Genomic DNA, 26,880 nt, shown 5'->3' with positions numbered 1-26,880 from the left:
GGCGGTGGCATACCGCAGGCCTGACTTCGTAGAGACTCCCGCCCTCACCCCGACCCTCTCCCGCAAGCGGGAGAGGGAGTACACAAGCGGGCGTTTGAATCGACCGACGCAAGTAACGCGCAGCGGGCCCGCGCTAGCCGGCACCCCTACAGCCTGAACTCCCCCACCACCTGCTGCAACTCCGTCGCCCGCCCGGCCAGCGCCTGCGACGCGCTGGCCGCCTGCTCCACCAGCGCGGCGTTCTGCTGCGTGACGGTGTCCATCTGCGCCACCGCTTCGTTGACCTGGGCGATGCCGGCGCTTTGCTGTTCCGATGCGGTGGTGATCTCGCCCAGCAGCCCGGTGACGCTGGCCACGGCCTGGACGATTTCCTGCATGGTTGTGCCGGCCTGGCCGACCAGGGCCGAGCCGCTGTCGACCTGCTGCACCGAATCGTCGATCAGCTGCTTGATCTCGCGCGCCGCGGCGGCGCTGCGCTGTGCCAGCGTGCGCACCTCGCCCGCGACCACGGCGAAGCCGCGGCCCTGTTCGCCCGCGCGGGCCGCTTCGACCGCGGCGTTCAGAGCCAGGATATTGGTCTGGAAGGCGATGCCTTCGATCACCTCGATGATGTCGGTGACCTTGCGTGAGCTGGCGCTGATCGCCGACATGGTCTGCACCACGTTGCCCACCACTTCGCCGCCGCGCGCGGCGATGTCCGAGGCGCTGGCGGCCATGCCGTTGGCGGCGCGGGCGCGTTCGGTGTTCTGCTGCACCATTGCGGTCAGCTCGCCCATGCTCGATGCCGTTTGCTGCAGCGCCGCGGCCTGCTCTTCGGTGCGTTGCGACAGGTCGGTATTGCCGGCGGCAATCTGGTGCGAGGCGTCGGTAATGGAGTCGGTGGCGGTGCGGATGCGCGTGACCAGGTCGGTCAGCATGTCTTCCATCTCGCCCAGACCACCGAGCAACCGGCCGAACTCGCCGCCGCGGTCGGTATTGAATTCCTGGCTGAGGTCGCCCGCGGCCACGGTTTCGGCAATGTGGACGGCTTCGGACAGCGGCGCCTCGATGCTGCGCGACAGTCCCCAGACCGCGCCTACCGCCAGGCATAGCCCGGCTGCGGCCAGCGCCATCAGCAGTCGCCGCGCATCGGCGCCGTCCTGCATGCGCGGCACGGCCACCGCGGTCCCGATCGCCATCAGCGACCACATGGCGCCAAACGCCGCGCCCAGGCGTATGCGAATGCCAAGATTCTGCATCTCTGTCTCCTGTCTCCGTCCCAATGCGACCCCATTGCTTAACGGCGGGAAAGGGCGAGGGCTTTAGCCTTCTTGCGAGCGGCGCCGCTTACATTTGCAATTGAGTTGCGTTATGATGGCGCCCGTCGAAACCGCCAGCGCCACCTTCAATGCGTCTGCATGCGAACCTCGTGCGTCTCGCCTGGGCCGTGCTCCTGCTCGTTCTCGTGCAGGCGTGGGCCGCGGTGACGCACGTGCATGCGGTGCCGGAAGCGCGGACGCCGGCGGCGAACCCGGCCATGGCCGTGGCTGCAGACCAGTTCGACGGAGCCGGGGCCGTCGAATCCGGGCGCGCCCCCGCCGAAGACCAGACCGAGTGCGATTGCCTCTGGTGTTCGCCCCGGCTGCATCTGTTCCTGTGCATCGCGTTCGCGGCCCAGCTGCTGGGCGTGATCCGGCGCTTGCTGTCGCGGAGCCGGCCGGTCGCTGTCACCGCGCCGCCATGGCGCACACGCTTCCTTTCACCCCCCACCTTGCGCGCGCCCCCGGCGCTGCCCTGCGCCGCCGGCTGAACGCCGCGGCGCCGCCTTCCGCTTACGTCTGATTCCCCGCCCGCCAGCCCCGGCGGGTGGCTTGCTCACGTCTGGATTTGGTACGGCCCGCCCGCTGCCCGCAGCGGCTTCCGTGCGCGCCGTCGCAAGGGTTCATGAACAACAACAACGAACACACGGGTACCGCGCGCGCCTTCGCTTGCGCGCTGTTGCCGCTGGCATCGGGTCTCCTCAGCCAGCCCGCCGCGGCCGAAGCCGGTCACGGCATGCTGCCGCACGTCAGCGTGGTGGCGACGCAGGACGACCGACCGCATGACCGGCGCAACGTCGTCACCACCGACAGCGCGGGGCTGCCGGCAGCGGTATCGGTGATCACGGCCGAGGAACTGGCCACCATCAATATCGGCCGGGACATCTCCAACATGTTCCGCCGCGTGCCCGGCGTGGTGGCCAACAATATCGACCAGGGCGATACCGGCAATGGCTTCCGCATGCGCGGCTTTGCCACCCAGGGCACGCACGGTGCCGACACCGCAGTCTATGTCGACGGGGTGCCGCAGAACATGCCGTCCAGCCAGGCGGGGGCGGGGCACGGTCCGGCCTTCCTGGAATGGCTGACGCCGGACATGATCGGCCAGATCGATGTCATCAAGGGGCCGGTGTCGGCGCTGTACGGCGACCAGAACCGGGCCGGCGCGGTGCCGATCCGGACCCAGTCCGGCGAGGTGCCGTCCAGCTTCGGCATCGGGCTGGACCGCTACGACGGCAAGCGCGCCACCCTGGTGCTGTCGGGCCGCCATGCGCTGCGGCCTGACGCGCAACCGATCGAGTCGCTGTTCATCGCGGACCTGTACCGCACCCACAGCTACCGCTACGACGGCAGCACCGAGCGCGACAATCTGTTCTGGAAGCTGTCGACCCGCATCGGCGAAGGTCTCTACAGCCTGCGCCTGAATCACTATCGCGCTGAATCGACGGCGGCCGGCTACCTGCTGCTGAGCGACCTGCAGTCGGGCAAGGTGGACCCGCGCTCGACCCAGTACGGCCTGCCTGGCTTCGGCAGCGGCACGCGCTCGATGTTCGCGCTGAACCGCGCGCCCGCGCACGGCGAAGAAGGCTGGTACGCGACGCTGTACGGCGAAGCCTTCGAGCGCGAGCGCGGTATCGCCACCAGCAGCGTGCAGCATACCGTCGGCTCCGACGACCGCAGCATCTTCGGCGGCCGGCTGGCCGGCAACGTTGCCTTCGGCGAGCGCGCCGCGCTCATGGCCGGCCTGGAGGTGCGCCGCGACCACGGCGACGCGCAGCGCCAGATCTGGCTGCGCGGCGTGCCTACCGCCAACTATGTCAACGCGCAGCGGCTGAGCCTGCTGACCTACGGGCTGTTCGTGCAGGGACAGTTCAAGCCGGTCGATGCGGTCAAGCTCAGTGCCGGCCTGCGGCGCGACTGGTTCGACTACGACATCGTCAACCGCAAGCTGCCGGCAGCCAGCACGGACTATTTCAAGGGAGTCACCACGCCGAAGCTCGGCGCGGCCTGGACCGTGCTGCCCGGGCTCGACCTGTTCGCCAACGTCGCCCAGGGCTTCCGCTCGCCGGCCGCCGAGCAGATCAGCAGCAGCGGCGCGCCCGGGCCGCTGGGCGCGCCCGGCGGGACGGTCTATGACGTATCGCCGTCGAAGGTGAAGTCCTACGACGTGGGCTTCACCGCCACCCCGGCGCGCAACCTGACGGTCACCGCGGCGGCCTATTACACCCTCAACGAGGACGAGATCATCGGGCAGGCGGACGGCTCGTTCCGATCGGTGGGCGACACCACCCGCAAGGGCTATGAAGTCGAGGCGCGCTGGCGGCCGGTGCGGCCGGTTTCGCTCTATGCCAGCTACGGCCACATCATCCAGGCCGAAGCCAACAACCCGCTGCCCAACACCGGCGCCAGGCTGTCGGTGCCGCGCCACCAGCTCAAGCTCGGGGCGGAATACCGGCAGCGGCTGCAGGGCGTGCAGCTGACCGTCAATGCCGACGCCTACCTGACCGCCGGCATCCCGTACTACATGGGGACGCCGCAGACCCAGCTGCGCTTCATGCCGGCCTACACGCGCTTCGACCTGCGCGGGGTGCTGGACTGGAAGCAATACCAGCTGTCGCTGTTCGCGGTGCTGCAGCCGCACCGGTTCTCGACCGAGGCCGCCTATGGCTCGGCAGCCGGGCTGCTGGTGTCGCCGCAGCCGAAATGGCAGTTCGGCATGGCGGCGCGCTACTTCTTCTGACCTGCCCGACGGAGACCCCAACATGCTTGAAATCCATGACCTGGTCGTCCTGCGCGACGGCCGTCGCGTGGTCGACCACCTGCAGCTTTGCGTGCCCGCGGGCTCTGTCTATGCCTTGCTGGGCGGCAACGGCGCGGGCAAGACCACCACCATCGACGCCATCCTGGGCTTTGTCCCGTCCGCCGCCGGCATGGTGCGCGTGGACGGGCTGTCGCCGGCGGACGATGCGGTGGCGGTCAGGCGGCGCGTGGCCTATCTGCCCGAGAATGTCGCGCTGTATCCCTACCTGTCCGGCGTGGAGAACCTGGACTATTTCTGCGCGATGGCGGGAATTGCGCTGTCGCGCACCGAGGCCGCCGCGCTGCTGGACCGCGCCGGGCTGGCGCGCGAGGCGCAGGGCCGGCGCGTGCGCGGCTACTCGAAGGGCATGCGGCAGAAGGTCGGGCTGGCGATTGCACAGGCCAGGTCGGCTTCGCTGTTGCTGCTCGACGAGCCGACATCGGGGCTGGACCCGGCTGCCGCGGACGACATGGCGCGCCGCGTGCGCGCGGCCGCCGATGCCGGCATGGCGGTGCTGATGGCCACCCATGACCTGTTCAACGCCAGGCAGCTGGCCGACCGCATCGGCATCCTGCGTGCCGGCGTGCTGGTGGCCGAGTTCGACGCGTCCACGCTCGACCATCAGGCGCTGACCGCCGCCTACCTGGCGCACGCGCGCGCAGCGGGAGCGGCATCATGATCGGGGCCGTGCTGCGCAAGGAACTCAAGGCGATGGTCAGGGAAGGGCGGGCCGTGGCGCTGCTGGGCATTGGCACCGTGGTGCTGGCCATCGCCGTGCTGGTGTCGCTGCAGCGGCATGCCACGGTCGCCGGAGAGGTGGCGCAGGCGGCCGCGGCCACGCGCCAGCAGTGGGACGACCAGGGCGACAAGCATCCGCACCGCGGGGCGCACTTCGGCCTGTATGCGTTCCGGCCGGCCTCGGCGCTGACGGCGATCGAGCCGGGACTGAGCGATTACTTCGGCCAGGCGCTGTGGCTGGAGCCGCACCGGCGCAATCTCGCGCGCTTCGAGCCGGCGCAGGACGCGCTGCCCTCCGCGCGCTTTGGCGACCTGAGCGCCGGCTTCGTGTTCGCGGCGCTGTTGCCGCTGCTGGTGCTTGCGGTCAGCTTCGATGCCGTCAGCGGCGAGCGCCAGCGCGGCACGCTGCGGATGCTGCACGGCGTCGGCATGGCCCCGGCCGGCCTGCTGGCGGGCAAGTTCCTCGCGCTGGTCGCGGGCTTCGCCGTCTTTTCGGTCGCGCTGGCGCTGGCACCGGTGGTGGCCAGCCATGCGCAAGGCGCGCTCGACGCCGCGGTGTGGTGGCGCGCCGCCGGCCTGGGCGCCGGCTACCTGCTCTACACCGCCATCCTGGCGGGCCTGGGGTTGGCGGTGTCGGCATGGATGGCCGACGGCAGGAGCGCGTTGCTGGCGCTGGCCGGGCTGTGGCTGGCCTTTGTCTTTGTGGTCCCCGGCGTCGGCGCGGCGCTGGCGCGGCATGCCGTGCCGCTGCCATCGGCGCAGGCCTTCTGGGCCGCGATCCAGCACGACTACCTGGAAGGGCTGCCGGGCGACGGCAACCTGGCCGCCCGCACCGCGCGCCATGACGCGGCGCTGCTGGAGCGCTACGGCGTGACCCGCCTGGCCGACCTCCCGGTGGGCGCGGCGCCGCTGCGCAGGCTGCAGCGCGACGCCTACGCCGACCGCGTCCACGCCCTGCATTTCGATGCGCTGTGGCAGCGCTACGCGGCGCAGGAGAACGTGATGCGCGCGGCCGCGCTGCTGAGCCCCACGCTGGCGATGCGCAACTTCGCCATGAAGATGGCCGGCACCGACCTTGCGCACCAGCGCCACTACGAGACCGCCGCCGAGCGCTACCGGCAGACCGTCAATACGGCGATCGATACCTGGGATGCCGGCCATACGCGCGGCCTGACCTCGTTCGACGACAAATATGCGGGCGCATCGCTGTGGCGCGCGATCCCGCCCTTTGCCTACACCATGCCGCCGGCGGGCTTCGCGCTGCGCGCGGCGTGGCCCGAGATCGCCTGCCTGCTGTGGTGGTGTGCGGTGGCCCTGGCCGGGCTGTACGGTCGCCTGCGGAGAATGCGGCCATGAACCAGATCGGACAGACCGGGCGCCTGCTGGCGGCCCAATGGCGGGCGTTGTGGGGCGCGCGTGGCGCCCGCTGGGGGCTGCTGCTGACCGCTGCCGCGCTGTGCGCCTGCGCGGTGGTGTCGGGGCTGGGCGCGCGCGCCTGGCATGGCAAGTTCCAGCAGCTGGAAGCCGGCACGCAGGCAGCGCTGCGCCAGGCTGGCGCGCAGGCGTCGCCGGCCGCGGGGGACCAGGCCGCCATGGCGGCGTTCCGCTTCGCCCGGGCGCACGCGCCTGCGGCACTGTTGCCCGCAGCCGGCGGCCGCGCGCTGGCCAGCGGCATGCTCGAGCTGCTGCCGCCCGCCATCCGCGTCACCGTGGAAAGCCGCCATACCGACGCCCGCAGCGAGGAGAAGCTGGGCAATCCGCTGTTGCAGCGCTACGGCATGGCGGACCTGGCGACGGCGCTCGCGTTGCTGGTGCCGCTGCTGCTGGTGTGCCTGTGCGCGGGCATGGTCCAGGGCGAGCGCGAGCAGGGCACGTGGCGGATATCGCTGGCGCAGGGCGCGGCCGGCTGGCGCCTGCTGCTTGCCGCGATGGCGGTGCGGACCGGCGCGGTGTGGACGCTGGCGGTGCTGGCTTCGCTGCTGGCGTTCATGCTGGACCCGGCGGCGACCCTGCGCGCTTTCGGCGCGTGGGTGTTCTGCCTGACCGCGTTCGTCTTGTTCTGGAGTGCGGCGAGCGCATGGCTGAACCTGCTGCCGGGTTCCGCTGCCACGGCGGTGCTGGCCGGCCTGGGCCTGTGGGCCGTGGTCACCTTCGGCGCACCGGCCATGATCGCGGCGGCGACCGACCGCATGGCGCCGATGCCGTCGCGGCTGGCCGCGATCGTGCAGATGCGCGCCGCCCAGCAGGACGCCGAAGCCGCCGCGGCGGACCTGGTGCGGGCGTGGTACCGCGCCCATCCGCAATGGGCGCCGGCCGCGCCGCGCCAGCACAGCTGGCCGGTTTCATTCATGCCGCGCTATCTCGACCAGGCCGCGCGGATCGAGCCGATCGCGGCCGAATTCGAGCGCGTGCGCGCGCAGCGCTTCGAGCACGCGGAACGCTGGGCATGGCTGTCGCCGCCGCTGTCGCTGCTGCTCGCGGCCGACCGGCTGGCGGGGCACGACGCCCCGCGCTACGCCCGCTACATGGCGCAGGTGAACCGCTTCGAAGCCGAGTGGCGCGCCTTCTTCGTGCCGCGCATCATGAGCTATCGCGGCGTGCTGCCGCACGACTACGCCGACGCGCCGCGCTTCGCCTGGATGGACAGCCCCCCATGGCATGCGGTGTGGCGCGCCGGGCTGCAGCAACTGGCACTGGCCGCGGCGCTGCTGGGCCTGCTGTGGCGGTGCCGGGGCCGGCTGGCCCGGCCCTGACGTGGCCTCAGGCCGCTTCCTTCAGCGCCGCCAGCGCCTGCCGGCCCGCGACCAGCTGCTGCGCCACTTCGGCGACGCGCGCACCCAGGTGTTCGGCGGTGCGCAGGTCTGCGGGCGGCGGCGCCACCTCGGCGCTCACATCCGCATCCGACTGCGCGGCCGCGCCCAGGAAGAAGCCATGGCGATTCAGCGAATCCTCGGTCGACTTGGAATTGTTGTGGCCCGGGGGCAGCCCCAGGTTGACCCAGTGCATGCCGTGCTGTGCCGCGAAGATGGCGATCTGCTGCAGCGTCGCCAGCTTGTCGCCGGAGCGCGAGGCCGCGTTGGTAAAGCCGGCGGCGACCTTGTTGGCCCACTTGCCGCCCTTGGCGAACACGTTGCGCGAAGTCGCGTCCATGAAGCCCTTGAACTGGGCCGAGGCGCTGCCCATGTAGGTCGGCGCGCCGAAGATGATGGCATCGACCTGTTCCAGGGTATCCCAGTGCTGGTCGATGTCCTCGACCGGGATCAGCAGGCTTTCAGTGCCCGCGACGCTGCCGGCGCCGCGCGCGACGGCCTGGGCCTGGCGGGCGGTGTGGCCGTAGCCGCTGTGGTAGACGATGGCAACGCGGGTGGAGGCGGTGGTCATGATTTCTATCCTTTTGATTTCGAAAATCTGAATATCGTTATGCTGCGTCGCCTGATGGAAATTTGCGGGCTGCAGCGGCTGGTGAGGGAAGTGTAGGGTGGCAAAGCAGTGCAAGCAGGGGTGGTTACGCAATAAGTTGTTGAAAGTTTCTGAACATTGATTCGGAAAGTGGCACCGGCCCCGGTCACGGGTTTTCCCGGCACCGCGGCGCGTAGCCATCGCATCGCGGCCGGGATAAAGTTGCGCCATATCCACCCCGCCCGGCGCTGCCCGACTCCGCGCCCCCACCCGCAACCGCTTCCGATTCCCATGAACCCAGGCGGCAGGCAGATCCCGGCGATGCGGCAGCAGCGCCGCTCTGTTCATCGTTTCCCGGCGCGTTCTACGCTGGCGTGCGTGGTGCTGATGCTGGCCAGCGCCGCCGCGCGGGCGGCGGACGCGCCCGGCACGGCCGTTGCCGCGGCCACCGGCGAGACCCTGCCCGACGTGGTGGTCAGCGCCACCCGCGGCGAGCAACGCCGCTTCGACGCGCCCGCCGCGATCGACAGCGTGCCGGTCGACCCGCTGCGCAGCGCCACGCCGCTGGTGAACCTGTCGGAGGTGCTCGCTGGCGTGCCGGGCGTGGCGGTGCGCGACCGGCAGAACTTTTCGCAGGACCTGCAACTGGCGGTGCGCGGCTTCGGCACGCGCTCGACTTTCGGCGTGCGCGGCGTGCGCCTGTATGTCGACGGCATCCCCGCCACCATGCCGGACGGACAGGGGCAGGCATCGACGGCCGACCTTGCCAATGCCAGCCGGGTCGAGGTGCTGCGCGGCCCGTTCGCGCAGCTGTATGGCAATGCCTCGGGCGGGGTGGTGCAGGTGTTCACGCCCGATCCGCCCAAGGATGGGGTTACCGGGCGCGTTTCGACCGGCTTCGGCGCCGACGGCCAGTGGCAGGCCGGCGTGGCGCTGGCCGGCGGCAATGAGCGGCTCGGCGGCTCGCTCGATGCGTGGACCTACCAGACCGACGGCTACCGCGAACACAGCGCGGCGCGCCGCTACCAGCTCAATGCCAGGGTGGTGGCGCAGCCGGCCAGCGGCACGCGCGTGACCGGCCAGTTCAATTACTTCAACCAGCCGCTGGCGCAGGATCCGCTCGGCCTGACCCGCGCGCAGGCCGATGCCAACCCGCGCCAGGCGGTGGCCGCGGCCACCCAGTTCGATACCGGCAAGACCGTCGAACAGGCCCAGGCCGGGGTGGTGGTGGACCACCAGGCCAGCGGCACCGACAGCCTGTCGGCACGGCTGTACGGCGGCACGCGCAACCTGTACCAGCGGCTGGGCTTCAGCGGCGCCGCGCCGACCTCGTCCGGCGGCATCGTCGACCTGGACCGCACCTTCGGCGGTGCCGCGCTGTCGTGGACCCGGCGCACCACCACGGCCGCGGGTCTGCCGTTGCTGTGGAGCGCCGGGCTCGAAGCCAACGGCATGCGCGACGGCCGCAACGGCTACGTCAACCAGAACGGCACCCAGGGGGCGTTGCGCCGCGATGAAACCAATACCGCAACCGACCTCGGCGCCTTCGCCCAGTTCGACTGGAGCTTTCATCCGGCCTGGCAACTGGTGGGCGGGGCGCGCGCCAGCCGGGTGCGGCTGGGCATCGACGACCATTTCATCACCGCGGCCAGCCCCGACGACAGCGGCCACGCCAGCTACAGCAATGTCAGCCCGGTGCTGGGCGTGGTCTGGCATGCGCTGGATTCCGTCAACGTCTACGCCAATCTCGGCCGCGGCTTCGAGACGCCGACGCTGACCGAGGTCGCCTACGGCCCCGGCGGCGTCGGCAGCAACCTGGGCTTGCAGGCATCGACCAGCCGCCAGGGCGAGATCGGCATCAAGTGGCAGGCGGCGGGGCAGCGGCTGGAAGCGGCGCTGTTCGATGCCGACAGCCATGACGAGGTGGTGCCGCAATCGAACAACGCCGGGCGCACCGTCTACCAGAACGTCAGCGGCGTGCGCCGGCGCCGGGCTGGAGCTGGGCTGGCGCGGCGGCCTTCTGGGTCAGGTCGGCACGCCGGGCCAGGACGGCGGCAGCCGGATCGAGGCGGGGCTGGCCTATACCTGGCTCGATGCGTACTTCGGTGATGGCTTTGTCAATGCGCAGGGCCAGGCCGTGGCGGCCGGCAATCGCCTGCCCGGCACCGCGCGCCACAGCCTGGCCGCAGACCTGTCATGGCGGCCGCTCGCACCGCTGACGCTCGGGGCCGAACTGCGTGTCGACAGCCGCGTCTATGCCGACGACCTCAACACCCAGGCGGCGCCGGGCTATGCCGTGATCAACCTGCGCGCCGGCTATGCCTTCCGCCTCGGCCCGACGCGTTTCTACCTGTTCGGCCGCATCGACAACCTGGCCGACCGGCGCTATATCGGCTCGGTCATCGTCAACGAGGCCAACGGGCGCTACTTCGAGCCGGCACCGGGCCGGCGCTTCTTCATCGGGCTGCGCGCCGCGCTGTAAGCCTGGCGCCGATTGCCTCGGCCGTCGTTGCCCTTTAAGGTGTTGGCTTTGGCCGGCGCGCGGGTCAGCGCGGCGCCGGCCGGACCCGGAGCCGCACCATGACCTCGCCCGCGCCCGACGACCGCACCCGCCGCATCATGCTGTGGGTGGTGGCGGTCGGCTTCTTCATGCAGACGCTGGACTCGACCATCGTCAATACCGCGCTGCCGTCGATGGCGCACAGCCTGGGCGAGAGCCCGCTGCGGATGCAGTCGGTGGTGATCGCCTACTCGCTGACGATGGCGGTGATCATCCCGGCCTCGGGCTGGCTGGCCGACCGCTTCGGCACCCGCACCATCTTCCAGACCGCGATCGCGCTGTTCGTGGCGGGCTCGCTGCTGTGCGCCTACGCGCCGACGCTGAACTTCCTGATCGGCGCGCGCGTGGTGCAGGGCGTGGGCGGCGCGATGCTGCTGCCGGTGGGGCGGCTCTCGGTGCTGCGCACCTTCCCGCGCGAGCAGTACCTGCAGGCGCTGAGCTTCGTCGCCATCCCCGGCATGATCGGCCCGCTGATCGGGCCCACGCTGGGCGGCTGGCTGACCCAGGCGCTGTCCTGGCACTGGATCTTCCTGATCAACGTGCCGGTCGGCGTGCTGGGGGCGCTGGCCACCGTGCGCTACATGCCCAATGCGCGGCTGGCCGGCGTCGGCCGCTTCGACATCGCTGGCTACCTGCTGCTGGCCACCGCCATGCTGGCGCTGTCGTTCTCGCTCGACGGCCTGGCCGGGCTGGGCTTCCAGCACGCCACCGTGCTGATGCTGCTGATCGCCAGCATGGCCGCACTGACCGCCTACGGGCTGCATGCCAACCGCCGCAAGCAGCCGCTGTTCCCGTTGCGGCTGTTCCGCATCCACAGCTTCAGCGTCGGGCTGCTGGGCAACCTGTTCGCGCGCATCGGCAACGGCTCGATGCCGTTCCTGATCCCGCTGACGCTGCAGGTCAGCCTGGGCTATGCGCCGTTCGATGCAGGCCTGATGATGCTGCCGGTCACCGCAGCCGGCATGGCGTCCAAGCGGCTCGCCACACGGCTGATCCAGCGCCATGGCTACCGGCGCGTGCTGGTGTCGAACACCTTCGTGGTGGGCGTGGTGATGGCGGCCTTCGCGCTGATCACGCCGCAGCTGCCGCTGTGGCTGCTGGTGCCGCTGCTGGCATTGTTCGGCATGGTCAATTCGATCCAGTTCACGGCGATGAACACGGTCACGCTGAAGGACCTCAGCGGCGCCGGCGCCAGCAGCGGCAACAGCATGCTGTCGATGGTGCAGATGCTGTCGATGAGCCTGGCCGTAACCGCGGCGGGGGCGTTGCTGGCGACGTTCCAGCACCGCTTTGGCGGGGATCCCGCGGCGGTGCTGCCGGCCTTCCATGCGACTTTTATCTGCATGGGGCTGATCACCTGCGCGTCGGCCTGGATCTTCATGCAGCTGGGCGTGCGCGAGCCGGCGCCGGCGATTCCGGTGCAACACGGCGAGAAGGAGGTGTAGCGCGCGCCCGGGCTTGCCCCGGCGTGGCACATGCGCCGCTTTGCGTGGCGGCGGCGAACTTACCGTGCGCGCCGCGGCTCCTATTTCTATCCCATCGGAGCCGGCGCGGCCGGTACAAGGAGGCGTCCATGCGGCCAACCGGCAAGCCCGATTCCGAACCCGCGGTACCGCCATCGCCCGGCGCCGCCGCAAGCGGCAGCACGGTGCCGCGCAGCGCCCCGGCCACGCCCGACGGGGCCGGCGCCGTGGCCGGACCGGCCGCGGCGCCCGGCAAGATCCATGCGGCGGCGCAGCCCGCCTGGATCACGCACCGCGACTGCCCGCCGCCGCACGCGCTGCCGGGCTGCGCCTGCGCCGACATGCTGTCGCCGGCGGCACGCTATTGCGAACTGTTCGTCGACGTCCAGCACAGCGGCCTGTTCGCCGACAGCAAGACCTTCCCTGACTGCATTCCCAACTGCGACCCGGACCAGATCGTGGCGCGCTATCGCGAGACCCGCGACACGCCGGGCTTCTCGCTGGCGGATTTCGTGCAGGCGTACTTCACCCGCGCCACCGTGCCGGACAGCCACTACGTATCCGATCCGGCCAGCACCCTGCGCGAGCATATCGACGGGCTGTGGCCAGTGCTGACGCGTGCGCCCGTGGCCCATCCGCCGCTGTCGTCGCTGTTGCCGCTGCCGCACCGCTACGTGGTGCCGGGCGGGCGCTTCGGTGAACTCTATTACTGGGATTCCTACTTCACCATGCAGGGGCTGGCCCGCAGCGGGCACGGCGACCTGATGGTGGAGATGACGCGGAATTTTGCCTACCTGCTCGACACCTACGGGCTGGTGCCGAACGGCACCCGCAACTACTACCTGAGCCGCTCGCAGCCGCCGGTCTTTGCATTGATGGTGGACCTGCTCGAGCGCGAGCAACTGGCCGGCGCGCTCGACTTCCTGCCGCAGTTGCGCCGCGAATATGCGTTCTGGATGGACGGCGCCGACGGCCTGTGTCCCGGCCACGCGCACCGCCGCGTGGTCTGCCTGCCCGACGGCGCGCTGCTCAACCGCTACTGGGACGACCGCCCATGGCCGCGCGAGGAGGCCTTCCTGGAAGACATGGAGACCGCGCTGCGCAGCGGCCGCCCGCACCATATGGTGTTCCGCGACCTGCGTGCCGCGGCGGAGTCGGGCTGGGACTTCAGCTCGCGCTGGCTCGATGCGCCAGATCCGCGCGCCGGCCAGCCCGCCGACCTGGCCACCATCCGCACCACGGCGATGCTGCCGGTCGACCTCAATGCGCTGCTGTGGCACCTGGAAACGCGGCTGGCGGCGCTGTGCGAGCAGGCCGGCGATGCCGCGGCCGAGGCTTACCGCGCCGCGGCACAGCGGCGCGAGGCGGCCATCCTGCAATACCTGTGGGACGGCGCCGCGGGTGTCTTCATCGATTACGACTGGTGCCGCGGCGCGCCGCGCCGGTACCTGACCGCGGCTACCGTGATGCCGCTCTATCTCGGCCTGGCCAGTCCGGCGCAGGCGCAAGGGGTGGCGCGGGCTGTGCAGGACCGGCTGCTGGTTGACGGCGGCCTGGCCACGACGGAGTGCACCTCGGGGCAGCAATGGGACCATCCCAATGGCTGGGCGCCGCTGCAGTGGCTGGCGGTGTGCGGGCTGGAGCGCTATGGCCACGATGCCCTCGCAGGCGAGATTGCGCGGCGCTGGCTGGCTACCGTCGCCAGCCTGTACACGCACGAATGCAAGCTGGTCGAGAAATACCGCATCCGGCGTATCGAAGGCGCTGCCCACGGCGGGGGCGGCGGCGAGTATCCGCTGCAGGACGGCTTTGGCTGGACCAATGCGGTGGCCGGTGCGCTGATGGCACGCTACGGCGAGGTGCCGGCAACGTGCCGCGCGGATGGCGTGGGGGCTTCGAGGTGAGCGTACCGTCGCGCGGTGGTAATTGGTCGCTGTTGGTGACATGCTGTCGGCTTTTGAACCGCCTGGTTCCGCTGGCACGGAGTGCGTCGCTGCGCTCGCACGGCGCCGACGCGGGCGAGACCAAAGGATGTCTCCCTCCCGCTTGTTTGCTCCCCTCTCCCGCTTGCGGGAGAGGGGCGGGGGAGAGGGCGGGAGCCTCAACGAAGTCGAGACTTCAACCCCCTCGGAGGCCGAGACATGTCAGCGCCAAGCGAGCGGCGACGCGTACCGTGCCACAACCCCTAAACCCATCCTTCAGAACTTCACCGCCACGCTCATCCAGTAGCGCCGGCCGTCCTCGACATAGCCGTAGTCGGTGTAGTTCACCTGCTTGTCGAACAGGTTGTAGATGCCGGCGAACACCGACACGTTCTTGGTGACCGCATAGGTCGCGCCGAGGTCGACGAAGGTGTAAGACGGCGCCACCACGGTGCTGGAAGACGGCCCGGTGATCGGCTGGCTTTCCTTGCCGCGGTAGTTGACGCGAGCCCACGCGTTGAGCTTTTCCGACGGGCGCCAGTTCAGCGTGGCCACCAGCAGGTGCATCGGCAACTGGTTAAGTGGCTGGCCCTGGTATTGGCCGCTTTTCTGTTCCGAGCGGGTGTAGGTGTAGCTGCCGGTCAGCGACCACGCTTGCGCGATGGGCCAGCGCAGGCTGGCTTCCACGCCGCGCGAGTAGGCGCGGTCCACGTTCATGTACGTGGTCGGGGCGGCGCCGAACTGGTTCGGGCCATCAGTGCATTGCGTGAGCGGGCAGGCCACGCGCGTGATCTTGTCCTTGAAGTCATTGTTGAACAGCGTCACGCCGGCCTGCAGGCCGTTGCCCTTGTCGTAGAGCAGGCCCAGTTCCTGCGACACCATGGTCTCGGGCTTCAGGTCCGGGTTGCCGTACATGTTGCCGCCGCGGCTGGTCTGCCCCCAACCGGCGACGGTCTGGCGCAGGTCCGGCGCGCGGAAGCCGGTGGACACGCCGCCCTTCACGGTCCAGCGCTCGGCCGCGTGCCAGACGCCGTACAGGCGCGGGCTGTAGTGCTGGCCGAAGTTCTGGTCATGGTCCATGCGCACGCCGCCGGTCAGTGCAAAGCTCTGCGCCAGGCGCCATTCGTCCTCGGCAAACAGGGCCCACTGGTAACGCTCGACCCGGTTCGGGCCGCCCGCGATCTGGTTGCCGGTCTGGTCGTTCAGGCGCTGGTTCAGGTATTCGGCGCCGACCGACAGCATGTGGTTGCCCAGCGGCATGGCCCAGCTGGTGCGCGCATCCAGGTTCTTGATTTTCATCCGGCGGCTGCGGTTGTCGAACTCCTCTTGCTGGATATAGCTGTCGGAGACGCCAAAGCCCCAGCGGCCGGTATGCGACAACGCGTACTTCTCGCTGCGGTAGTCGGTCTCGGACGAGGTGGGGCAGCCGGTGCGCGGGCACGGCGTGCCGGGCGGCAGCGGCGGCACGGTCTTGCCCACGGTCTCGCTGCGCTGCTGGCGCATGCCGGTGGCCTCGAACACGATGTCGTGCTGGCGCGTGGGTGTCAGCGCCAGCTTGGCGGTCAGGCTCTCGGCGCGGCGGCCGCGAAAGCCGTAATCGATGTCGTCTTCGATGCGGTGCGTGCTCTGGCCGTACAGCTGCAGCCCCAGCAGGTCGCTCTTGAGCGGGCCGGCCAGGTAGAAGTTGCCCTGGTACTGGTTGCCCGAGTCGCTGTGCTGCTGCAGCGTGGCATCGCCGCGCAGCTCGCCGGTCCATTGCTTCGGCACCTTGCGCGTGATGATGTTGACCACGCCGCCCATGGCATCGGAGCCATACAGCGACGACATCGGGCCGCGCACCACCTCGATCCGCTCGATCGCGGCGAGCGGCGGGGTCCAGCTGCTCTCGACGCCCGACGAGTCGGAGTTGGTGCGGGTCTCGCGCGAACTCTGGCGCTTGCCGTCGATCAGCACCTGGGTGTACTTGGCGCCCATGCCGCGCAGGCTGATATCGGTGCGGTCGCCGCCGCCGCTGACGATCACGCCCGGCACTTCCACCAACGCGTCGTTGAGGTCGCGGTAAGCCTTGTTTTCCAGGTCCGAACGCGTGACCACGCTGATCGACGCGGGTGCATCGCGGATATCCTGCGCGCTGCCCGCCGCGGTCACCACCACGGTGGCTAGGGTGGCTTCCGTCTTGGCTTCCTGCGCCTGGGCCCACGCCCCGGTCATGCCCGACGCCGCGCATATTGCCGCCAGCCCGGTCATCCATTGACCCCGCGGCATGCCCCCCGATGCTGCCGTCCCAACCACTGCCCGTGCTGCCGCCTTCAATGCCCACCCGCTTCCGGCGGCCTGCCTGTCCTTCATTATTTTCCCCGCTGTATGCAAATAACAATCATTCTCATATTAGAATCGGGGATGCAAATTGCTAACCAGTCACTTTGGAAAGCTTTTGTTTTCTTGACGTTTCTTGACGGAACCGGAGGCCGGCGGACTACTCCTCGCCCGCCAGGGCCCCGGCAAGCTGCATGCTGATTTGCTCTCACACGCCGCCCGCGCGCGTGCTGCTGATCGACGACGACCTGGAACTGGCGCAGATGCTGCGCGAATACCTGGAGCCCGACCACTGCACCGTCACGCTGGCGCACACCCGCGAGCAGGGCGAGACCCTGCTGGCCCGCAATGACTTCGATGTCGCGCTGCTGGACCTGATGCTGCCCGACGGCAACGGCCTGGAGCTGCTGCGGCTGCACCGCGCGCGCTCGCAGCGCCCGGTGATCATGTTTACCGCGCATGGCGACGAGACCGACCGCGTGCTCGGGCTCGAGCTCGGTGCCGACGACTACCTGAGCAAGCCCTTCAGCCCGCGCGAACTGCGCGCGCGCATGCACGCGGTGCTGCGCCGGTTCCAGCGCGCCACGCCGGCCACCGGCGCCAGCCCGTGGCTGGAGGCCGGCGCGCTGCGCCTGAACCTGGCCTCCGGCGAAGCCATGCACGGACCGGCGCTGGCCACGCTGACCGGCGCCGAGCAGCGCGTGCTGGAAATCCTGATGCGCTCGGCCGGCCGGGTAGTGACGCGTGAAGAAATCGGGCGCTTCGCGCTGGGACGCGCTCCGGAGCGCTACGACCGCAGCCTCGACACCCACGTCAGCGCGCTGCGCCGCAAGCTGGCGCTCGACGCCTCCTCGTCGCCGCTGCGGATCCGCAACCTGCGCGGCCAGGGCTACCTGCTGGTGCAGGCGCCGTGAACGGCTGGCGCCGCATGCGCGCGCTGTTCCCGCTGCCGCTGTTCTGGCGCAACTTCCTGGCGTTCTGGCTGGGCATGGCCGCGATCGTCGGCATCGGCATGGCGCTGACGGCCGCGGTGGCCTGGTACCGCTTCGAGGCGCTTGACGGCCTGAGCCCCGCCGCGCTCACCGAAGACGCGCTCGAGGTGGCGCGGACCCAGGGGCGTCCAGGCCTGCGGCGCTGGCTGCGGGCGATGGATTCGCATGACTCGGCGCTGGACGTCTATATCGTCGACGACGCGCTGCGGGACATGCTGGGCCGGCAACTGCCGACGCGGCTGCGTAACCATGTGGCCGACCGCATCGTGCCGATGTGGCGCGCGGGCATGATCGGCCATGCGGTCGAGCACGTGCCGCGGCCCGGCGCGCGCGTGTCGTGGTGGGACCCGCAACCGATCGCGCTGCCGGACGGCAGCGAGGTACTGCTGCTGTTCCTGCCGTTCGACTCGTCGCGCTGGGAGGTGCTGCACCTGTCGCCGGTGGCGCTGGCGCTGGGCCTGTTCGCGCTGGCGGTGTCGGCGCCGCTGTGCTGGGCCCTGACGCGGCACGTGGCCGGCCCGGTGCGGCGCCTGCGCGAAGCCACGCAGGCGCTCGCCGACGGCGAGCTGGCCACGCGCACGCCGCCGGTGCTGGCCCGCCGCGCCGACGAGCTTGGCCAGCTCGCGCGAGATTTCGACGCCATGGCCGATCAGCTGCAGCGCCTGGTGGACTGGCGCGAGCAGCTGCTGCGCAATATTGCGCATGAGCTGCGCTCGCCGCTGGGGCGGCTGCGCCTGTCGCTGGAGCTGGCGCGCCGCCGCGATGCCACGCTCGCGCTGCAGTTCGATCGCATCGAGCGCGAGACCGAGCGGCTCGATGCCCTGGTCGAACGCACGCTGCAGCTGGCACGGCTGCATGCGATGGCGCCGGTGCGCAGCCCCGTCGACCTCGCCGATCTGGTCGACGTGATCGTCGCCGATGCCCGCTTCGAGGCCGCGGCCCGGGGTGTGGCGATCCACTGGACCGCGCCGGACGAGCTGGTCTTCGATGCCGATGCCGCGGCGCTGGGCAGCGCGATCGAGAATATCCTGCGCAATGCCATCCGGTACACCGATCCGGCCGCGCCGGTGAGCGTGACGCTGCGGGCTGACGCGGACGCGATCCGGCTCGACATCGTCGATGGTGGTCCCGGCGTGCCGGCCGATGCGCTGGCAAGCCTGTTCGAACCGTTCTATCGCGTGCGCAGCGGCCCGGGCCATCCGGCCGGCGCAGGGCTCGGGCTCAGTATCGCGCAGGCGGGTATCGCCGCGCATGGCGGCACGGTATCCGCGCGCAATGCGCAGCCGCGCGGACTGGCGGTATCGGTGCACCTGCCGCGCCTGGCCTGACGCGCGCGGCGCCGGCCCTGCAACAGGGCGGCCTGCAGGGAGCTGGCTGGCCGCCACGCCAGCCGCTGGTGGTGCCGACGCATCATGGGTTGACCCTGCCCATGTCAAAGGGAAAATTCCGAACAAGATCTAAGGCTTGCCTGATTGGTGGCATTAAGCCCCATCCCTATATTCCACTTGTCCCCGGGGCGGCCGGCCACTGCACAAGCTGATCGGCAGTGGCACGCGGCACGGGGCAGGGCGGGATCCGCCGGATCCGCAAGCCATTGACCTACCAACCTCTGAATCACCCATCATGACCAATAACAAGCTTCTCGCCGCTCTGATCGTTGCCGGTACCGCCATGGGCGCGCAGTCTGCCCATGCCGTCGATGGCACCATTACTTTCAATGGCAACATCACCGCCCAGACCTGCAAGATCAACGGCAACGGCACCACCTTCAGCGACTTTACTGTGCGGCTGCCGACGGTCTCCGCCTCGACCCTGAAGCAGCTCGGCGACGTTGCCGGCCAGACGCCGTTCAACATCGCGCTGACCGATTGCACTCCGGATACCGGCAACGTCCATACGTTCTTCGAGGCCGGCCCGACTACCGATGCCACCACCGGCAACCTGATCGTGGATGCGGGCGGCGCCACGAACGTGCAGATCCGGCTGCTGAATGGCGGCACCGCCAACACTCCGATCAAGGCCGGCTACACCAATCTGTCGCAAAACTCGAACGCGGTGGCGCTCGTCAACGGCGCGGCCACGCTGTGGTACTACGCGCAGTACTACGCCACTGGGCAGGCCACGGCCGGTGCCGCCAACTCCAGCGTGATGTACTCGATCTCCTACGAGTAAACCCAGCGCCGCAGGTGCGGAGCGTGATACCGGCGCGCTCCGCGCCTTCACCAACTGACGTCGCGCCGGTAAACCATTTTGGCGGCCCATCCGGCAGCCGGTTCACCCGAGCCGTCGCCCGCTGCCAGCAAGAACATGACGATCAAGTCCCTGATTTCCGCCGGCGTTGTTGCGCTGGGGCTCCTGAGTGCAGTGCAAGCGCAGGCCTCCGTGGTCATCGCCGGCACCCGGGTCATCTATCGCGCGCAGGAGAGCGAGACCACCATCAAGCTGACCAACGAAGGCAAGACACCCGCATTGACGCAGGCGTGGATCGACAAGGGCGATCCCAAGGCCGCGCCCGCCGCCATCGAGGTGCCGTTCACCGTGACGCCGCCGGTGTCGCGCATCGACCCCGGCAAGGGCCAGACGCTGCGCATCCTCTACACCGGCGAGCCGCTGGCGCAGGACCGCGAATCCGTGTTCTGGCTCAACGTGCTGGAGATCCCCCCCAAGCCGGGCGCGGACCAGGCCGATGCCAACAAGCTGCAACTGGCGTTCCGTTCACGCATCAAGCTGTTCTTTCGTCCTGCCGGCCTGAAGGGAACGGCCGAGGAAGCCCCGGCCATGATCCGCTGGCGCGTGGTCCAGGCCGGCGGCAAGCCTGCCCTGGAAGGCCGCAACCCGAGCGCGTATCACGTTTCCTTCTCCCGGATCGAACTGGTCGGCGGCGGCAGGACCGCCCGCTTTGAAGAAGGCGGCATGATCGGGCCGGGCGAAACCAAGAGCTTTCCGCTGACCGGCGAGGTGGCGCAAGGCCCGGACGCCACGGTCCGCTTCAACACCATCAATGACTACGGTGGCTCAGCCCGCGGCGAAGCCGCGCTCGACAGCCGCACCGCCCCGGCCCTTTAGCGCTGAACTTCGCACTGAATTTCGCGCTGACCTAGCGCCGGGCGCCGCCCGGCGAACCTCCAGGCTGAATGCCTTCGATTGACGATGCCGCGCAGGCGGCAGGGGCAAGTGTTGCCCGCGCAGTGCCAGTTATCCGGCATAGACCATGAAAACCCAGAAGACCTCGTCGTTCCCGTCGCGGCTGCGTCCGGCCAGCGCGGTGGTGTTGTCCTTGTTTGCCAGCGTGAATGCATGGGGAGCGGTTGGCGGCCCCGGCGCTTCGACCATGCTCGCCGAAGTCGAGTTCAACGACACCTTCCTGCAGCAGCCGGGCGGCGTCCGCATCGACGTGAGCCGCTTCAACAAGGGCAACGTGGCCTTGCCCGGAAGCTATCGCGCAGAGCTCTACGTGAACGATGCCTGGCTGGGCCGGACCGAGGCGACGCTGCGACAGGTCGGCGACGATACGCGCAACGTGCAGCCCTGCTTCGACCGCACCGCGGTCGAGCGCATCGGCATCGACCTGTCGAAACTCTCGCCCGAGGCCTCGGCAAAACTGGTGGCGGGCTGCGTGGCGCTGCCCGAGCTGGTGCCCGATGCCACCGCCAGCTTCGACAACGGCGAGCAGCGGCTGGACGTGTCCGTGCCGCAGATTGCCATGTCGCGCACGGCGCGCGGCTATGTCGATCCCAAGTACTGGGACGAGGGCGTCACCGCGGCGCGGCTGCAGTACAACGCCAACGTCTACCACTCGGATGCGGCCGGGTTCTCGACCACGCAGAGCTACGTCGGGCTGAACGCCGGCTTCAACTTCGGCGGCTGGCGCTTCCGCCATGTCGGCAACCTGACCCATGGCGATTTCGAGGGCGGCCGCTACCAGAGCGTGCAGACCAGCCTGCAGCGCTCGCTGGCGCCGATCCGCAGCCAGCTGGTGATCGGCGAGGCCTATACCGACGGGGCCCTGTTCGACAGCTTCGGCTTTCGCGGCGTGCAGATTGCCAGCGACGACCGCATGTACCCGGAATCGCAACGCGGCTACGCGCCGGTCGTGCGCGGCATTGCCAACAGCAATGCCCGGGTGCAGGTGCGCCAGAGCGGCAACATCATTTACGAAACCACGGTCGCGCCCGGTGCGTTCGAGATTACCGACCTGTATCCGACCGGATATGGGGGCGACCTCGAACTGGTGATCACCGAAGCCGACGGCAACGTGCGCATCTCGCGCCTGCCTTTTGCCGCGGCCGTCAATGCGCTGCGCCCGGGCATCACGCGCTACAGCATTACCGTGGGGCAATACCGCAATGTCTCGCTCCACAGCCGGCCGATGATGATGCAGGCCACGGTCCAGCATGGCATCAGCAATATGGTGACGGGCTACGGCGGCTTTATCGTGGCGCAGGACTACACCGCGGTGATGGGCGGCGGCGCGCTGAACACGGACCTGGGCGCCTTCGGTGCCGACATCACGCAAGCCTGGACCACGCTGCAGGACGCGGGCGGCCGCGACGGCCAGAGCCTGCGGCTGTCTTACAGCAAGCTGGTGGCGCCGACCAACACCAACCTGACCCTGGCCGCCTACCGCTACTCCAGCAGCGGCTACCTCAGCATGTCCGATGCCATGGCGCTGCGCGACCTGGAACAGCGCGGCATGGCCGCGGGCATGTTCATGGGCGGGATCCAGCGCGGCCGGCTGCAGGTGACCATCAACCAGATGCTGCCGCAAGGCTACGGCTCCTTTTACCTGACCGGATCCACGCAGAACTACTGGAACCGCAGCGGCAGCGACACCCAGTTCCAGGCCGGCTACAACAACAGCTACAAGCGCATCAACTACGGCATCTCGGCATCGCGCCAGTTCAACGTCAACGCCGGCAAATGGGATAACCGGGTGATGCTCACGGTGGGCATCCCGCTGGGCAGCGGCCAGCATGCGCCGTATTCGATGACCAGCCTGTCGCACGACTCCAGTGGCGGCACCTCGCTGCAGGAATCGGTGACCGGCACGCTCGGCGACGACAACGCCTTCACCTACGGCATCAATGCCGGCTACACCGGCGGCGGCAACAGCACCGACACCGCCACCGTGGGCGCCAACGCCGGCTATGTGTCGCCATTTGCCACCGTCACCGCCAGCGCCAGCAAGGGCCGCAACTACTCGCAGGCCGGCTTCGGCATCAGCGGCGGCATCGTTGCCTATGCCGGCGGCGTGGCGTTCACGCCGATGTCGGGCGACACCATGGCCATCATCGAGGCCGCGGACGCAGCCGGCGCGCGCGTGACCAATGGCAGCGGCCTGCGCGTGGACCCGTGGGGCCACGCCCTCGTGCCGAGCCTGACGCCGTTCTCGCGCAACCAGATCGAGATCGATCCCAAGGGGCTGCCGCTCAGCGTGGCGCTGAAGACTACGCAGCAGAACACCGCACCCACCGCGGGCGCCATCGTGAAGATGAAGTTCGAGACCGAGAACCCCGGGCGCGCCGCGATCCTGCGGGTCATGGGCCCGGATGGGGCACCGCTGCCGTTCGGGGCCGAGGTCACCGACGCGCATGGCCAGGCGGCGGGCACCGTCGGGCAGGGCGGGCGCATCATCGTGCGCGGGCTGAAGCAGGACAGCGGCGAACTGCAGGTCAAATGGGGCAGCGATGCGAAATCCTCTTGCGCGCTGCGCTATGCGCTGCCGCCGGAAACGGCGCGCCCTGCCAACCCGTTGGCGGTGCTTGACGCGGCCTGCGTGGCATCGGCGGCGCGCTGACCCGCGACCATGACGTCGTCCATGGCGCCTCAGCCATCGCGACACGGCGGCGTGCCAGGAAGAGCCGGGATGTTGATGCATAATCCATAGGCAATTCCCCGGCCATCGGGCGCCGGAAGACGGCCCGGTTCCCGAGCCGCGTCAGGCAGGTTGCTGAGAAGGAGTTTCGCCAATGCCCAATTGGCTGTCTCGCGCAAACAAGCAGTTTCCCGGTCGCCTTCTCACCGTCGTTGCCGCCCTGCTGATCGTGGTCATCAGCGGGTGCCTCGCCTTGTTTCTGCATAGCCGGTTCCAGCGCGTCGTATGGGAGCAGGCGTGGGCCGCGCGCCAGCACTTTGGCGCGGTGCTGGCGGCCAAGGCCACCCATGAGTACTTTATCCGGCGCATGGCCGAGATCACAGGGCCCGAGTACCGGCTGGTGCGCAGCGACCGGCCCGCGACCCAGCTGGAAGCCGCGCTGATGGCGGTTCCCGCGGGCAGTGCGAGAGCCGTCGACTTGCCCGGACTGATCAATCCCGCCACCCTGATGCGCGGGGCGCCGGTGCTGGGCGCGGACCGGTCCGCGGCGGTGTCGCACATCATCCGCTTTGCCATCTTCGAGCGCGCGTACTGGGGCACGGCGCCGCAAGGCGTGCGCTCGGTGTTTCTGATGGCTGACGGCAGCGAGGCGCTGGTGACCCCCGCGCTGCCGGCGGCGCTGCCGCTGAGCGGGCCACTGGTTGCCGATGCCGTCAGCAACTGGGCCAAGGCGCTGGCGCGCCGGTCGCGCGAGGCGCGGGCCTCGACTCCGGCGGGCACGCCGCTGTGGGCCGGTCCTTATCCGGGCCTGATCGGGCAGGAAACCATGCTGAGCTGCTTCCTGCCCGTTCGCAACGCCACCGGAACGCTGCTCGGCTATACCGCGACCGCCATTCCGATCCGCGCCCTGATGGGCGATGTCAGCCTGCCGGGGGCCACCCAAGCGGTGCAGCAGGTATCGGGCAAGCGCGCCGTGTTCTTCGATGAGCGCGGCAAGCTGCTGTTCCAGGGCCGCGATGCCGGCTGGCTGCACACGCAGGCCATGGGCGACCGCGTCGCGCGCGAGCTGGCCGCCGGCGAGCAGGGCGTGGCCTACTGGTTCGAGCAAGGCAGCCTGATGATCGGCAGCATGGCGCGCGACCACGGCTGGCGCGCGGCCTATGCCTATCCGCTGTCGCGAGGCCTGGCCGACCACGGGCTGGCGCTGGGCGTGGCGCTGCTGCTCTATGGGCTCGGCGTCGCCGCGGTGCTGCAAGGCGCGCGCATGGTCCGGCGCCGGGTGCTGGTGCCGATGCAGCGCAACGCCGAGCGCATCGAAGACAGCGAGCGCTTCAACCGCACCGTGATGCAGGCCGCGCCGGTAGGCCTGCGGGTGGTGCGCACCGCCGATGCGCATGTGCGCGCCGAGAACGCGCTGGCCGCGCAATGGCTGCCGCTCGATGCGCGCACGCAAGGCCGGCCCTGGCTCGACGCCATCCTGGCGCGGCGCGGCGAAACCCCCGTGCGGCTCGAGGTGCGGGTACCGGCGGGCGCCGGCGGTGCACGCGACGTGCTGGTGGTCGGCCGCCGTACCCGCTTCGAAGGGGAGGACGTGTTGCTGTGCGCGATCCATGATGTCACGGAAGAACGCGAGGCGAATCGCAAGCTGGCCCGCGCCCGCCAGCTTGCGGACGAGGCCAGCGCCGCCAAGCTGCGCTTCCTTGCCACCATGAGCCATGAGATCCGCACGCCGTTGTACGGCATGCTGGGCACGCTGGAACTGCTGTCGCTGACCAGCCTTGCGCATAGCCAGCGCGAGATGCTGTCGACCATCCAGTCTTCGTCGCAGGTGCTGCTGCAGATCCTGGACGACCTGCTTGATTACTCGCGCGCGGAAGCGGGCCAGATGCAGCTGGACAGCGTGCCGTTCGACCCGGTCGACCTGCTCGAATCGACGGTGCGGGCGCACGCGCCGATCGCACTGCAAAAGGGGATTGCGCTGTCGTGCTATCCGGAGCCGGGCCTGCCGTGCCTGGCCGGCGACCCCGTGCGCGTGCGCCAGATCATCGGCAACCTGATCGGCAATGCGCTGAAGTTCACCGCCACAGGCCATGTCATCGTGCGCCTGGGACGAGCGCCTCAAGGCGAGGTGGCCGCCGTGCCGGAGACCGCCGATGCCGATGGCAGGATCACGATCCAACTCGAGGTCGCGGATACCGGGCCGGGCATCGCGCCCGAGGTTCAGGAAAAACTGTTCGAGCCGTTCGTGCAGGCCGACCCGTCCACCGCCAGGCGCTATGGCGGCACGGGCCTGGGCTTGTCGATCTGCCGGCGGCTGGCCGCGCTGATGGATGGCAGCGTTTCCGTGCACAGCGAGCCCGGCAAGGGCAGCGTGTTCCGGGTCTTGCTGCGCCTGCCGCAAGCGGGGCCGCGCACGGCGCTGGAGCCGGTGCTGCCGCCGGTGGCCGTGCTGACCGAGGACGACGAGATCCGCAACCATGCCATCGAGACCCTGCGCGCGACGGGGTGCGAGGCGACCCCCTGCGACGGGCCGGCGTCGCAACCCGGCATGGTGCTTTTCGTCGCCACCCGTCGTATCGCGGCGATTCCGCAAGGCTATGCCGGCGTGGTGTTCGGACGTGCCGATGGCCCGGTCGAACCGCAGCTCGTCGGCGGCAGCTGGCTCGTCAGCGCCTACCACCAGGCCGGCATCCTGCGCGCACTGTGCCTGGCCGCCGGCATGACGCCGGCGAGCGCACCGCCAGCGGCGACGGCCGCCGAGCCCGTGCCGCAGCTGGGCATGGAGATCCTGGTGGTGGACGACCATCCCTACAACCGGCTGCTGATGCAGCAGCAGCTCGACCGCCTGGGCTGCCGCGCCACGCTGGCGAGCGGTGGCGAGGAAGCGCTGGCGCTGTGGCAGCAGCGCAAGTTCGACCTGGTGCTCACCGACGTCCACATGCCGGGCATGGACGGCAACGAACTTTGCCGCAGGCTGCGCGCGCAAGGGTCGACCGTGCCGATCGTCGGGCTGACCGCAAGCATCGCGCAGGGCGAGGCGGAGCGCTGCCTGGAAGCCGGCATGGCCCGTTACCTGTCCAAGCCCGTCTTGCTCGGTCCCCTGGCCGAGTGCCTGCGAGCGGTGCTGCCCGAGCATGCCGCCGCACCGATGCGACCCGCCGACGACGAAGCCGGCTTGCCACGAATCCCTGACAGCGCCGCCAGCCTGGCGCTGCTGGCGCATACCATGCGCGAAGATTTCGCGGCGCTGTCCGCCGCCGCGCGCCGCGGGGAATGGAAGGCGCTCCGCCACCACGCCCACCGCATGCGCGGCGCCATGGCGCTGGCCGAGGACGGCGAAGAAATCGTCGCGTTGTGCCGGGAACTGGAACTGGATGTGGCGCAGGCGCAGCAGGCCGTGCAGGCCCATGTCGACAACCTGGCCTTGTATCTTGCAGCGTACTTCGAGGGGTCCGACGATCCGGCAAGCGAACAGAAGGGCAGCCAGAACGGTAGCAACGGCGGCAGCAACAGCGGCAGCCGGAACGGCCATCCTGGCGATTGGCGGAGTACTATTTAAGGAATACCTTAATTCGGG

General features: G+C 69.7%; 16 protein-coding genes and 1 pseudogene. 14 read left to right on the top strand and 3 right to left on the bottom strand.

Going from position 1 to position 26,880, the window contains the following annotated elements; genetic code table 11:
• Positions 1-146: 146 nt before the first annotated feature.
• Complete coding sequence (locus tag AC3FMM_RS27810) at positions 147-1,238, bottom strand: methyl-accepting chemotaxis protein (RefSeq protein WP_115713762.1); 1,092 nt, start codon at positions 1,236-1,238, stop codon at positions 147-149.
• 149 nt (positions 1,239-1,387) lie between these two features.
• Here AC3FMM_RS27810 and AC3FMM_RS27805 point away from each other — a divergent pair, with 149 nt between their 5' ends.
• From AC3FMM_RS27805 to AC3FMM_RS27785, 5 genes are all read left to right on the top strand, one after another.
• On the top strand, positions 1,388-1,789 hold the full coding sequence (locus tag AC3FMM_RS27805) for a hypothetical protein (RefSeq protein ID WP_116314079.1): 402 nt from the start codon (positions 1,388-1,390) through the stop codon (positions 1,787-1,789).
• 134 nt (positions 1,790-1,923) lie between these two features.
• A complete protein-coding gene (locus AC3FMM_RS27800; protein WP_488687762.1) occupies positions 1,924-4,038 on the top strand; it encodes a TonB-dependent receptor in 2,115 nt (704 codons plus the stop codon).
• A 22-nt stretch (positions 4,039-4,060) separates the two neighbouring features.
• Entirely contained in the window at positions 4,061-4,777 is a 717-nt protein-coding gene (locus AC3FMM_RS27795; RefSeq protein WP_116314081.1) for an ABC transporter ATP-binding protein, read from the top strand.
• Positions 4,774-6,192: an ABC transporter permease gene (locus AC3FMM_RS27790; RefSeq protein ID WP_488687761.1), complete on the top strand. Its 1,419-nt coding sequence runs from the start codon at positions 4,774-4,776 to the stop codon at positions 6,190-6,192. Before AC3FMM_RS27795 ends, AC3FMM_RS27790 begins: the two co-directional genes overlap by 4 nt.
• Positions 6,189-7,589, top strand: coding sequence for a DUF3526 domain-containing protein (locus tag AC3FMM_RS27785; protein WP_488687760.1), 1,401 nt, complete (start codon positions 6,189-6,191; stop codon positions 7,587-7,589). The genes AC3FMM_RS27790 and AC3FMM_RS27785 overlap by 4 nt, the downstream gene beginning before the upstream one ends.
• A 7-nt stretch (positions 7,590-7,596) precedes the next feature.
• Here AC3FMM_RS27785 and AC3FMM_RS27780 read toward each other — a convergent pair whose 3' ends face one another.
• Complete coding sequence (locus AC3FMM_RS27780) at positions 7,597-8,217, bottom strand: flavodoxin family protein (RefSeq protein ID WP_115701846.1); 621 nt, start codon at positions 8,215-8,217, stop codon at positions 7,597-7,599.
• 309 nt (positions 8,218-8,526) lie between these two features.
• On the opposite strand from AC3FMM_RS27780, the pseudogene AC3FMM_RS27775 reads away from it, so the two are divergent.
• From AC3FMM_RS27775 to treF, 3 genes and pseudogenes are all read left to right on the top strand, one after another.
• A pseudogene (locus AC3FMM_RS27775) lies at positions 8,527-10,717 on the top strand (TonB-dependent receptor family protein).
• A gap of 98 nt (positions 10,718-10,815) precedes the next feature.
• Positions 10,816-12,240, top strand: a complete 1,425-nt coding sequence (gene mdtD / locus AC3FMM_RS27770) for a multidrug transporter subunit MdtD (protein ID WP_115683485.1) — start codon at positions 10,816-10,818, stop codon at positions 12,238-12,240.
• A gap of 128 nt (positions 12,241-12,368) precedes the next feature.
• The gene (gene treF / locus AC3FMM_RS27765) at positions 12,369-14,162 is read left to right on the top strand and encodes an alpha,alpha-trehalase TreF (protein WP_115713755.1); all 1,794 of its coding nucleotides are present in this window, start codon (positions 12,369-12,371) and stop codon (positions 14,160-14,162) included.
• Positions 14,163-14,456: 294 nt separating this feature from the next.
• On the opposite strand, the gene AC3FMM_RS27760 is transcribed toward treF, so the two are convergent.
• On the bottom strand, positions 14,457-16,445 hold the full coding sequence (locus tag AC3FMM_RS27760) for a ligand-gated channel protein (RefSeq protein WP_473704813.1): 1,989 nt from the start codon (positions 16,443-16,445) through the stop codon (positions 14,457-14,459).
• Between the two features lie 245 nt (positions 16,446-16,690).
• Between AC3FMM_RS27760 and AC3FMM_RS27755 the strand changes: the two genes are divergently transcribed.
• The 6 genes from AC3FMM_RS27755 (at position 16,691) to AC3FMM_RS27730 (ending at position 26,862) form a co-directional block, all read left to right on the top strand.
• Positions 16,691-17,410: a response regulator transcription factor gene (locus AC3FMM_RS27755; RefSeq protein WP_488687759.1), complete on the top strand. Its 720-nt coding sequence runs from the start codon at positions 16,691-16,693 to the stop codon at positions 17,408-17,410.
• The gene (locus tag AC3FMM_RS27750) at positions 17,407-18,816 is read left to right on the top strand and encodes a sensor histidine kinase (RefSeq protein ID WP_115683481.1); all 1,410 of its coding nucleotides are present in this window, start codon (positions 17,407-17,409) and stop codon (positions 18,814-18,816) included. The genes AC3FMM_RS27755 and AC3FMM_RS27750 overlap by 4 nt, the downstream gene beginning before the upstream one ends.
• A 295-nt stretch (positions 18,817-19,111) precedes the next feature.
• On the top strand, positions 19,112-19,660 hold the full coding sequence (locus tag AC3FMM_RS27745; protein WP_115713751.1) for a fimbrial protein: 549 nt from the start codon (positions 19,112-19,114) through the stop codon (positions 19,658-19,660).
• Between the two features lie 135 nt (positions 19,661-19,795).
• Complete coding sequence (locus AC3FMM_RS27740; RefSeq protein ID WP_115713750.1) at positions 19,796-20,554, top strand: fimbria/pilus periplasmic chaperone; 759 nt, start codon at positions 19,796-19,798, stop codon at positions 20,552-20,554.
• Between the two features lie 145 nt (positions 20,555-20,699).
• Positions 20,700-23,285, top strand: coding sequence for a fimbria/pilus outer membrane usher protein (locus tag AC3FMM_RS27735; protein ID WP_488687758.1), 2,586 nt, complete (start codon positions 20,700-20,702; stop codon positions 23,283-23,285).
• Between the two features lie 172 nt (positions 23,286-23,457).
• Positions 23,458-26,862 carry an ATP-binding protein gene (locus AC3FMM_RS27730; protein ID WP_488687757.1) on the top strand — a complete coding sequence of 1,135 codons (3,405 nt, stop codon included), beginning with the start codon at positions 23,458-23,460 and terminating at the stop codon, positions 26,860-26,862.
• The last annotated feature ends 18 nt before the right edge of the window (positions 26,863-26,880 follow it).

Source organism: Cupriavidus sp. 207A1, from assembly GCF_057798955.1.
Note: the sequence above shows the minus strand (reverse complement) of the source record. Positions and strands in the feature narration are given on the sequence as shown.

Bases quoted from the DNA above. Each gene is read 5' to 3' on its own strand.
- AC3FMM_RS27805 (WP_116314079.1), top strand. From the start codon at position 1,388: ATGCGTCTGCATGCGAACCTCGTGCGTCTCGCCTGGGCCGTGCTCCTG.
- AC3FMM_RS27785 (WP_488687760.1), top strand. From the start codon at position 6,189: ATGAACCAGATCGGACAGACCGGGCGCCTGCTGGCGGCCCAATGGCGG.
- AC3FMM_RS27755 (WP_488687759.1), top strand. From the start codon at position 16,691: ATGCTGATTTGCTCTCACACGCCGCCCGCGCGCGTGCTGCTGATCGAC.
- AC3FMM_RS27810 (WP_115713762.1), bottom strand. From the start codon at position 1,238: ATGCAGAATCTTGGCATTCGCATACGCCTGGGCGCGGCGTTTGGCGCC.
- AC3FMM_RS27735 (WP_488687758.1), top strand. From the start codon at position 20,700: ATGAAAACCCAGAAGACCTCGTCGTTCCCGTCGCGGCTGCGTCCGGCC.
- AC3FMM_RS27760 (WP_473704813.1), bottom strand. From the start codon at position 16,445: ATGCCGCGGGGTCAATGGATGACCGGGCTGGCGGCAATATGCGCGGCG.
- AC3FMM_RS27780 (WP_115701846.1), bottom strand. From the start codon at position 8,217: ATGACCACCGCCTCCACCCGCGTTGCCATCGTCTACCACAGCGGCTAC.
- AC3FMM_RS27740 (WP_115713750.1), top strand. From the start codon at position 19,796: ATGACGATCAAGTCCCTGATTTCCGCCGGCGTTGTTGCGCTGGGGCTC.
- AC3FMM_RS27745 (WP_115713751.1), top strand. From the start codon at position 19,112: ATGACCAATAACAAGCTTCTCGCCGCTCTGATCGTTGCCGGTACCGCC.
- AC3FMM_RS27800 (WP_488687762.1), top strand. From the start codon at position 1,924: ATGAACAACAACAACGAACACACGGGTACCGCGCGCGCCTTCGCTTGC.
- AC3FMM_RS27730 (WP_488687757.1), top strand. From the start codon at position 23,458: ATGCCCAATTGGCTGTCTCGCGCAAACAAGCAGTTTCCCGGTCGCCTT.
- AC3FMM_RS27795 (WP_116314081.1), top strand. From the start codon at position 4,061: ATGCTTGAAATCCATGACCTGGTCGTCCTGCGCGACGGCCGTCGCGTG.
- AC3FMM_RS27790 (WP_488687761.1), top strand. From the start codon at position 4,774: ATGATCGGGGCCGTGCTGCGCAAGGAACTCAAGGCGATGGTCAGGGAA.
- mdtD (WP_115683485.1), top strand. From the start codon at position 10,816: ATGACCTCGCCCGCGCCCGACGACCGCACCCGCCGCATCATGCTGTGG.
- treF (WP_115713755.1), top strand. From the start codon at position 12,369: ATGCGGCCAACCGGCAAGCCCGATTCCGAACCCGCGGTACCGCCATCG.